A 9973-nucleotide genomic window follows, 5' to 3' on the forward strand; every position below is an offset into this window, starting at 1 on the left:
TATGCGGATAATAGAGATGCTGTATATTTTAAAACAGAAGATTTCCAATTAACTAGTGATGATGATTTTGTGATGGTATATGGCATCAATCACGAACGAACCGGAAAAGCAATATATTCCAATGCAAGTTTTTACGGGGCAGAGCTGTTTAATGGAGTGGCCGGAGCCTTCAGTACAGTTCAATTTCCTGATACTGCCATAGAATACTTCCCTGAAGGGTATGAAAACGCCAGATACTATTATGTATATAAAATGGCAAGAAAAGCAGATGAAGAAAATGTTGTTATTATACCTTACAGCACAGGGAACCCACTTGGAAAAGCATATGGAGTTGATAATAATCAGGACGCACGTATAGTCTTTAGAGTTTATTTGGATAAAATAGCTATGGTTGGCCCATACATTTTTGATGTCATATGGAATCGCGCAATCCTTTTTAAAAAAAGGGAAAAAACTTGAGTATTCTATGCTTTTGCATAAGTTTTGATTTTCTCCAGCCCTGTTAGGCAACCAAAGTCCAACAGGGCTTCTTTAAGCTAATAGACATTTTTTAACAAAGCTTATAAACTCAAGTTTAGATTTTGTTAGATAAAATCCTATTTGAAATATGCCAAATAAAATCCTGCATTTTTGAAAATTACCACTTTTCAGGATTATACCAAACGAAACTATACTGTTTTTATAACCTCCACGGCATAACCCTAAAGCCCAACAAACAGCCGTTTCAAGCTGCTCCAAGAATTCACCCAAAGAAAAACTACACTTTTGTTAGTAATGCAACTGTCTCCACTTGCTCCGTCCAAGGAAACGTTAAATTTGCCTTTAATTTATTGCAGAAAATATAAAATACTTTCGCAAAAGCTAACCTTCCATATTTTATTCGCTCATATTGAGATCTAGTCAAATAATCTTCAATGCCTTGTGTTGGTCTACTATTACAAACTCACGGATAACGATATCTTTGTTTGTAGGCGCATTGAATTTTGGGTTTATATAGTTTTATTTTTTCAATATTAGTTGATATTGTTCTATCGTCAGTTTGTTTCGCATCTGTAATCTTTTCTATTTTAGTCTCTGCAATAGGAGCCGTTTTTTATCCTCATATGTAATAAACGATAAAAAGTGCATTACAATACTTTTATCTTTCATATTTGGCTCCCTTTGGCAAATATGAATATTGTAGAGTGTTGGCAAGCTCTTAATGCTGTATACTCTTACCAGCCAAGGTATTACTCTTATATATTTATATTGACATATATATGGATATTTGATATATTAATATATACGGAGGAAAGTATATATGGAGAACCCGCTAGTAACAAAAGAAGAATTCATTGCAAAAGTTGAAGAATTAATAGCTAACAGTGATGGTCCTTTCAGTATCGTAGTAGCTGATATAGATAACTTTGAAAACATAAATAAAATATACGGCTATCCCATTGGTGACGAAGTTATTAAAAAGCTTGTGTCCGTATTCAGGCAGAACTTAGCTAGTATCGACCTGATGACACGCCACGGCGATGAATTCAACTTTCTCCTTGTAAAAAAAGGTGCTGAAAGAAGCATTATGGAGATGGAAGAAATCCGTAGGTATCTTTCGGACAATACATTCACTTTAAGTGATAAGAATAAAACAGAAAATGTATATGTAACTATCAGTTGTGGTATAGCAAGCTACCCTCGGGATGCAAAAAATGCAATTGAATTGTTCAGAGTTGCTGATAGTGCAATGTTCAGGGCAAAAAAGCTAGGTAAAAATAAAGTTTGCCTTTCTGAAGCTGAAAGTATGGTTTTAAAATCTAGCTATTTTACCAAAACTCAAATAGATCGCCTTTCTGAGCTATCAAAGGAAACTGAAAAAACCGAAGCTTTTCTTTTACGTGAGGCTTTGGACGATTTATTTAAGAAGTATAGCAAATAGCACATACCAATAAAAAATAGTGGTTTGATATACGGTTGGGCGTACTGAGTATGCTTTCAAGAAAATGGCTTCTTGGGTGGGAAGCTCGATATTCGAGTTCTCCCACCCTTTTTATATTCATTTAGTACGGAAGGACGGTTTGGCTGTTATGAAAGAAGCAAAAAGAGATGCAATTTGGGTTGGCGCAACAACAGGAGGATTGCTATTGGCATTTTTTGTAATGATGGTATTATGGTAAGTATTTAACGTTTAAGAATATTTTAAAAAAATAAATATTCGCTGAGTCCAGAAATGGAGCGGGAGAACCAATTAATGGGGTGAGTCCGGAATATCCGGTAGGGTTAAGCTCTTTCGACCCGAATCCGTCAGCTAATCTCGTAAGCGTTGGAAGAGAAGGTGATTGATATGCTTTAATCGTACCTTATATTTGGTACACCCTTTTTGGGGCATACGCTATAGATACTTCTCTATAGCGTTTTTTAGTTTAAAAAATTCGTATCGGAGGTATTAGAAATGATTAGAGTATGTATATCAGGATTAGGAAAGACAGGTAAGGAAATTGCTAAAGTCTTACTGGAGCAGGAAGATATAAAACTTGTTTCGGCTATATGTAGTACAAACAGCGACAAAAGAGGCAAAGATTTGGGCGAAGTTTTGGGAAGCAGTACCACAGGAGTTATAATAGAAGGCTCAGACAATCTGGAGCAGGTTATTTTCAGAACCAGACCCGATGTAGTTGTCGATTTTTCAAGCCCCGAGGCTGCCTTAAGAAACGCCAAGGTTTTCTCCAGGATGAAAGTAAATATTGTCATTGGCACAACCGGTTTCTCAAAAATAGGCCTGAAGAAGCTGCTGGTACTGGCTACTACACATAAAAACGCTATTGTTTATGCTCCAAATATCACGTTGGGTGTAAATGTACTTATGCTTGTTACAAACCTGGCAGCTAATATTTTGAACAATTATGACTTCCAAATTACAGAAATCCACCACAAGCACAAAAAGGACTCTCCTTCCGGCACCGCAAAGAAAATTGCCGCCGAAATAGAAAAAGGCCTGACAGCTTCAGGTAATGTAAACAAAGATATTCAAGTACCTATCACAGCAGTAAGAGCAGGCGGCGTGGTTGGAAAGCATGAAGTAATGATTATAGGTGAAGATGATAAAATCGAGATTTCTCATGAATCATTTTCAAGAAGGGCTTTTGCCCTTGGAGCTCTTCACGCTGTCAGGTTTGCAAAGGGAAAGGCTGGATACTTTGAAATGAGTGATGTACTTAACCTTAAAAAGGTACTCGGAGACTACCTTGAGTTAGAAAACAATTCCTTTAAAAAGCGATATTCTGTTTTCCTGAATAAAAAGGAATTACAAGTCCTCTAATTAGACATCTTGTTCGAAAGGAGCTTAAATATGGATAGGAACTATCACGAAATTGAATTATGGAGAGATGTTACTGAAGAGCAGTGGCAGGATTGGAGATGGCAGCTTTCAAATAGAATTACTACCATAGAAGGATTAGAGAAGGTAATAAACTTAACCGAGGATGAGCGCCAAGGAGTAAAAGCAAGTCTAGAAAAGCTCCGAATGGCAATCACCCCTTATTATGCAGCGTTGATGAACCCTGACGACAGTAATTGTCCTATTCGAAGGCAGGCCGTTCCAACTATACATGAGACAAAAATATCAAAATGCGATAGCAGTGATCCTCTTCACGAAACAATAGATTCCCCTGTTCCCGGTTTAACCCACAGGTATCCCGACAGAGCGCTAATACTTATTACAGATCAGTGCTCCATGTACTGCCGTCACTGTACCAGAAGAAGGTTTGCAGGACACGATGATAAAGAGTTGTCCCTGCATAATATAAAAAGAGCCATAGACTATATAAAAAAGACAAAGGAAATTCGTGATGTACTGCTTTCTGGCGGTGATGCATTGTGCATTTCAGACAAGCGGCTGGAATACATTCTGGAGAGCCTTAGAGCAATTGAACACATTGAGGTGATAAGACTTGGCACAAGGACACCTGTTGTGATGCCACAAAGAATAACACAAGAGCTTTGTGATATGTTAAAAAGGTTTCATCCACTTTGGATAAATACACATTTTAACCATCCCAAAGAGCTTACTAAGGCAGCACTTAGTGCATGCTCAATTCTTGCTGATGCAGGCATACCGTTAGGAAACCAATCAGTCTTACTGAAGAATGTAAATGACTGTCCGTATGTAATGAAAAGCCTTGTACAGGGACTTGTAAAAAACAGGGTAAGACCATATTATCTTTATCAATGTGACCTCTCAGAAGGAATTGAGCATTTCAGAACTCCCGTAGCAGTCGGTGTAGAGATTATTGAAATGCTTAGGGGGCATACTTCAGGATTTGCAGTCCCCACCTTTGTAGTTGATGCTCCCGGTGGTGGTGGCAAAATTCCTGTAAATCCCCAGTACTTGATATCACAATCTGCTGAAAAAGTTATTTTAAGAAACTTTGAAGGCGTGATATGCACTTATGCAGAGCCGGAAGATAAATCCCATCAGTGTCACAATTGCGGTCTTTGCGAGAAGTACAAAAACAGAGAATATCGTGGACTTGAAAAACTGTTCCGTGATGAGAGAACTTGTCTCATTCCCCGCAGTAATGTCCGGGTGAACCGAAGGGAGGCATATCATGAATGCAATAGGGCTTAAGAGTCAGGATAATTATTATACCAACATTAAAGGTGTTAAGGTATTTGTTGACTATACAAATCAAAGGCTTAAAATTATCGACTACCCTTGTATATCAGATGATATCATAATGTTCATAGTCGATTTTGCAAAAAAGGAAGGTCTCGGCAAGGTTATCTCCAACTGCCGGATTAAGCTTTTAAAGCCCTTTAGAAACTGTGGCTTCAAAATTGAAGGTATAATCAACGGTTACTTTTGCGATGAGGATGCCTATTGCATTTCGTTATTTATTGACAAAAAACGTGAATTGTCAAAGCACAAGGAGGAAGAGGATGCTATCCTTCACCAGTGCGTTATCCAAAACAAAAAATCTCCTATAACAAAAAATCACAAATATACAATACGAAATGCCGTAGAAAGCGATATACCTCAAATGATACAGCTTTTTGAAACAGTTTTTGATACCTACCCCTCCCCCGTTTTTTGTAGTAAATATCTGCAAAGCGTCATGAGTACCCAGATATTATTCAAGGTAGCGGTTGAGGATGGAAAAATTATCAGTATTGCATCTGCCGATACGGATACTCACAATATGAATGCAGAAATAACAGATTGCGCCACATTCCCGGAACATAGAGGCAGAGGTATTCTGACAAATCTTATTCAAAGCCTGGAATACGATCTTCACAGGAAAGGATTTCATACATTGTACAGCCTATCAAGAGCTATTAACCATGGAATAAACAAGTCATTAAGCAACCTTGATTACAAGTACTGCGGAAGGCTTATAAATAACTGCCATATCTGCGGAAATTTTGAGGATATGAATATTTGGGCTAAAAAACTCAAAAAGGGGTGATTTCTGGTGAAACTGATCTTTGCTATTGTTCATGACGAGGATGCAGGACGAGTCACAGATACTCTCAATTCAGCAGAATTCAGTGTAACTAAGCTATGTTCAACCGGTGGCTTCCTTAGAGCAGGTAATACGACACTTTTAATTGGTGTGGAAGATAATCTAGTGGATTCAGTACTCGAGATTATTGAAAGAAATTCCAATAAAAGAACGGAATGCCTACGGTATCCCATTCCATCAGGCAGCCTCTATATCCCCTCTTCAAAGGAAGTAGAGGTTGGTGGAGCCACAATTTTTGTAACCAGTGTTGAAAGATTTGAAAAAGTATAAGTAAACCATAATGGATAAATTTTAATATGAATAGCGAGATACACATAAACAAATGGATAAAAAAAAACGGAGAATACGGAGAAAAATACAGAAAATAGTATTCTTAATTTTCTTAGTATTAATATTCATTCTTTTATATAATTACTTAAGATGAATTTTTATTTTGAAAGGATTATCATTATTTGGGTAAGATATAGAAAACAAGATGCCGACATCCTTAAACACTCACCTTTATTTTCGGTCATATCAAAAAACAAAAGTGTCGTTAGGGACGGTTTAGGGTAACCCCAAACCGTCCCCTCTGTCATTTCCTAGGTTCAGAGAAAGTCGTATGCCAAATGCGTTACCATTACAGACTATGGTTTCAGGTCAAATGTTCTATACTTTTTGACACTATGAAGTTCCATGATGAATCATCTATTCTATTTAGCAATATCAAGTCGTATTCCACATGTGATATTTTCATCGTGAATTTAAGAATAGCATTAAAGAAATGTACCTGTTTTTAATTGCATTTTATTTGGGATACCGCCAAATTGTATGCATACTTTGTAAATAATCAGCTTTGGGAATGTACCCATGGCTCACATTATATTTATTAAACAATTCTTATAATCTTCCAATTACTCCTTCGTCAATCCTCTACCTTTTGAATATATCTAAGATTGCTTTGCTTTAAGCTGACATACAAAACCCCGCTTGTGTTCAGTGCAGCATAAATAACGCCGGATATATCGGTGATATTGCGTTTTTTTAATTCCTCAATCAGCCATTCATTCGATAGATTATTCTGTTTAAGATTTTGCTTCAGAACTTGTCCATGTTTTATTATTTCAGTTGATAATCCTTTATACTTCGTATTCAAATTCATATCATCAGGTGTAACAGGAAGGTACTGCGATTTTTTCAATACGCTCAATTGACCATGAGGCTCAAGAATCGCAAACTCAACTTCATTGAAGTCAAATATCCCTTTATCCCGAAGCTGTGACTCTAAATTATCCAGATGATATCGCAATTTTTTCATACTTTTCTCCAGAATTTGTCCATTCTGTATCACTACTACCGCTTCACCTTCAGTAAGCTTTCTTAAGCTGAGACTTTTTAAATGTATATAGTCAAAGGTTATTGCCAGTAAAGCTAGCAGGACTGGGGCTATAAGGACCCACATACCCTGAATCATTTGTACAACATAAGAACCTGATATAGAACCAATAGTTATTGCAACAGTAAAATCAAAGTAAGACATCTGCGCAAGAAGCTTTCTTCCTATACTTCTAGACAACATTACCAACATGACAAATATTAAAGCAGATTTCCAGATAACTAAAATAAGCTGGTCCAAAATTTCACCCCGGTAATAATTATTGTTTGAATGCTTTACTTTTATAATTTCCTAATAAACCATATTCTATTAACTGCTGACAGAGATAAGAGCCATTAATTATATTTAATCAAGATAACACACCTCTCTCTCAGTTACCCACTTATATAACCTGATACATAATTATTACAGTAATGGGGTTATACTAACCTAATGAAATTCATTATTCCTCAGAGGTGAAAATGCAGCCATTAGTAATACTTACAAGGACAAGCCATATAGAAAGCATACATAAAGGCTATCTTTGCGTAACAGATCCACAAAAGAATATTGTATATAGTATAGGTAATCGGGATACAAAAGTATATCTTCGTTCATCCGCAAAACCTATACAGGCCGTTGCCTTTGCCAGTTCGGGAGCTATGGAGAAATTCAACATAAACCTTGAAGAACTGGCAATCATATGTTCTTCACACAGCGGCGAGGACTTTCACCTGAAAGCCGTAAGCTCTATTTTGAACAAGATCGGATTAAATGAGGAAAGCTTGAGCTGCGGTGTGGCTAATCCATATAATCAGGATATGATAAATGAGCTTATAAAAAAAGGTGAACGTCCCTCACAGCTATATAACTGTTGTTCCGGCAAGCATGCTGGCATGCTTGCTCTATGTAAATACTATAACTTTCCTGTAGAAGGTTACACTGAACCGGAGCATCCTGTACAGCAGCTTATCTTGAAAACAGTCGCCGAACTGCTGGAATGTGATACCGGGGATATTACTCTGGGCATTGACGGGTGTGGTATTCCAACATTTATGGTTACATTGCATCAAGCTTCTTATTTGTATTCACTTTTAGCCCACGGCTATAATGGGACAGGAAAATACAAGGAAGCGTTTGGACTTATTCAAAAAGCAATGACCAGCTATCCTCGCATGATTAACGGAGATAAGGAATTCTGTACTGACCTGATTACTCATTCCGAGGGTAAGGTAATTGGCAAGGTAGGTGCTGAAGGAATATATTGTGTTGCAGTACCGGAGAAGCAGCTTGGAATATGTATTAAGATTTCAGATGGTAATGAGCGTGGGGTTTACCCTGTAACTACGCATATATTAAGCGAGCTTGGAGTCTTAAATAAACAAGCAATGGAAAGGTTAAAAGCATGGGCGTACCCATCGGTTAAAAACCATAAAGGCAAGGTGGTAGGATACACGATACCAGTATTTAACATGCAAAACAAGATAGCCAATATCCAGATAGGAGATAAATTTGAATTCAAAGGTGAAAAGTAATGGAGCCATTAGCAGTTGTCACAAGAAATGATTATATAGAAAGTATACACTATGGATATATCTGTGTTGTGGATTCTTCCGGGCAGGTACTGTACAACTTAGGTGATTATAATACAAAAATATTCTTCCGTTCGTCAGCAAAACCTATTCAGGTAATCCCTCTCATTCAATCAGGTGCCGCTAAAGCATTTAACTTTTCAAAAAAGGAAATTGCTATAGCTTGCGCCTCACATAGCGGACAAAAAATACATCAGGAAACTGTAGAGGAAATTTTAAAGAAGGTGGTGCTTGATGAAGCAAATCTGCACTGTGGCATTATGACACCCTACAGCGAAGAAGAAAACAAAAAACTAATTGCAGAAGGCCGGTCCCCCTCCATACTTCACTGCAGCTGTTCGGGTAAACACTCTGCAATGCTGGCTTTAGCAAAATTCAGAGGCCATGGTGCGAATGATTATGAAAAAGCAACCAATCCGGTTCAACAAGAAATTATAAAAACAATATCAGAATTTACTGATGAAGATGTAAATTCTATCCCTATTGGTACAGATGGCTGCGGTGCTCCCATATATCTTCTGCCAATAAATAAAATCGCATTATCTTATGCAAGACTGGTGAAGCATTCACAAAATTCAGAAAGCCCTTATTATAATTCCTGCAAAACTGTATTTGATTCCATGACACAATTCCCGGAAATGGTTGCAGGAGACTATGAGTTCTGTACAGAGCTTATGCAGGTAACCAAAGATACACTCATCGGCAAGGTAGGCTGTGAAGCGGTATATTGCCTGGGAATCAAGGAAGGCAATCTGGGTGTATGCATCAAAATCGTTGATGGAAATGAAAGGGCAATTTATCCGGTTGTTATACAGGTACTAAGTGAATTAGGAATATTAAGCACCACTGAGTTCAATTCTTTAAAGCATTGGTACAGACAAGCGCTAAAAAATAATCTTAGCGAGACCATCGGTGAGATATTACCTGCCTTTAGCTTAAAATCTCCTTCAGGTAATAATATTATGCTGGGTATGGAATATCTTACATAGAAAGCTAGATGAACCCATCTGATTTATTGCCTCACTTGACATAGTTGTTGCAGGATTGTACAGTTTTAATGTCTTCCCCTTCAGCATTGGTGGAGTTCCTCTTTTTCACATTCCAAAAGCGTTATTCGGCTTTCTTGAATAAAAACAACCTTCAAGCATTTTATTCAGAAGCTTTGAGGATATGAATATGTAGCTAAATACTCAAGCTGGGATGATTTATGAAAAATATTTATTTTGAAAGGATTATTACCATTTTGGTGAAACATTTATAAAGAAGGTGTTAACATCAAAAACACCTGCTTTATTTTCAGTCATGTTTAAAGAAGCAATAAAGATTGATAACATATATCAAAGTATGTTAATATATTTGTAGAATAAAAGTGTTTCACGGTTGGACGGATTTTCCTTTTTCAAGAATCGGCTTTTTGGGTGGAAAGCTCTTTGTGGGTTTTTCACCCTTTTTGTGTTCAAATTTAAGGAAGATTAGACTCATGTAATCAACAAACTGTTGTAAAAACATCTTTATAAGGTTTT

General features: G+C 37.1%; 9 protein-coding genes, 1 riboswitch and 2 other annotated features. Of the genes, 8 read left to right on the plus strand and 1 reads right to left on the minus strand.

The window, feature by feature from the left end:
* From N3I35_17900 to N3I35_17925, 6 genes are all read left to right on the plus strand, one after another.
* Positions 1-459, plus strand: a 459-nt coding sequence (locus N3I35_17900) for a hypothetical protein (protein ID MCX8131958.1), incomplete at its 5' end; no start/stop codon positions are given.
* Between the two features lie 841 nt (positions 460-1300).
* Positions 1301-1921: a diguanylate cyclase gene (locus tag N3I35_17905; protein MCX8131959.1), complete on the plus strand. Its 621-nt coding sequence runs from the start codon at positions 1301-1303 to the stop codon at positions 1919-1921.
* Between the two features lie 33 nt (positions 1922-1954).
* Positions 1955-2007: a sequence feature (sodium ion sensor (DUF1646 type); this cis-regulatory element may regulate processes involved in with the transportation of sodium ions), on the plus strand.
* Positions 2008-2188: 181 nt separating this feature from the next.
* Positions 2189-2321: riboswitch (cyclic di-AMP (ydaO/yuaA leader) on the plus strand.
* A 113-nt stretch (positions 2322-2434) separates the two neighbouring features.
* Positions 2435-3301, plus strand: a complete 867-nt coding sequence (dapB, locus tag N3I35_17910; GenBank protein MCX8131960.1) for a 4-hydroxy-tetrahydrodipicolinate reductase — start codon at positions 2435-2437, stop codon at positions 3299-3301.
* Positions 3302-3331: 30 nt separating this feature from the next.
* A complete protein-coding gene (ablA, locus tag N3I35_17915; protein ID MCX8131961.1) occupies positions 3332-4609 on the plus strand; it encodes a lysine 2,3-aminomutase in 1278 nt (425 codons plus the stop codon).
* Positions 4590-5447 carry a putative beta-lysine N-acetyltransferase gene (gene ablB / locus N3I35_17920; protein ID MCX8131962.1) on the plus strand — a complete coding sequence of 286 codons (858 nt, stop codon included), beginning with the start codon at positions 4590-4592 and terminating at the stop codon, positions 5445-5447. Before ablA ends, ablB begins: the two co-directional genes overlap by 20 nt.
* Positions 5448-5453: 6 nt before the next feature.
* Complete coding sequence (locus N3I35_17925) at positions 5454-5774, plus strand: cyclic-di-AMP receptor (protein ID MCX8131963.1); 321 nt, start codon at positions 5454-5456, stop codon at positions 5772-5774.
* Positions 5775-6408: 634 nt separating this feature from the next.
* Here the strand turns inward: N3I35_17925 and N3I35_17930 are convergent.
* On the minus strand, positions 6409-7119 hold the full coding sequence (locus N3I35_17930) for a DUF421 domain-containing protein (protein MCX8131964.1): 711 nt from the start codon (positions 7117-7119) through the stop codon (positions 6409-6411).
* Between the two features lie 221 nt (positions 7120-7340).
* On the opposite strand from N3I35_17930, the gene N3I35_17935 reads away from it, so the two are divergent.
* Positions 7341-8393, plus strand: coding sequence for an asparaginase (locus tag N3I35_17935; GenBank protein ID MCX8131965.1), 1053 nt, complete (start codon positions 7341-7343; stop codon positions 8391-8393).
* Positions 8393-9439, plus strand: a complete 1047-nt coding sequence (locus tag N3I35_17940; protein ID MCX8131966.1) for an asparaginase — start codon at positions 8393-8395, stop codon at positions 9437-9439. Before N3I35_17935 ends, N3I35_17940 begins: the two co-directional genes overlap by 1 nt.
* Before the next feature lie 389 nt (positions 9440-9828).
* Positions 9829-9878 (plus strand) — a sequence feature (sodium ion sensor (DUF1646 type); this cis-regulatory element may regulate processes involved in with the transportation of sodium ions).
* The last annotated feature ends 95 nt before the right edge of the window (positions 9879-9973 follow it).

It is taken from the genome of Clostridia bacterium (genome assembly GCA_026414765.1).
Classification (GTDB): Bacteria; Bacillota; Clostridia; order Acetivibrionales; family DSM-27016; genus SKW86.

Bases quoted from the DNA above. Each gene is read 5' to 3' on its own strand.
- N3I35_17905 (MCX8131959.1), top strand. From the start codon at position 1,301: ATGGAGAACCCGCTAGTAACAAAAGAAGAATTCATTGCAAAAGTTGAA.
- N3I35_17940 (MCX8131966.1), top strand. From the start codon at position 8,393: ATGGAGCCATTAGCAGTTGTCACAAGAAATGATTATATAGAAAGTATA.
- dapB (MCX8131960.1), top strand. From the start codon at position 2,435: ATGATTAGAGTATGTATATCAGGATTAGGAAAGACAGGTAAGGAAATT.
- ablA (MCX8131961.1), top strand. From the start codon at position 3,332: ATGGATAGGAACTATCACGAAATTGAATTATGGAGAGATGTTACTGAA.
- ablB (MCX8131962.1), top strand. From the start codon at position 4,590: ATGAATGCAATAGGGCTTAAGAGTCAGGATAATTATTATACCAACATT.
- N3I35_17935 (MCX8131965.1), top strand. From the start codon at position 7,341: ATGCAGCCATTAGTAATACTTACAAGGACAAGCCATATAGAAAGCATA.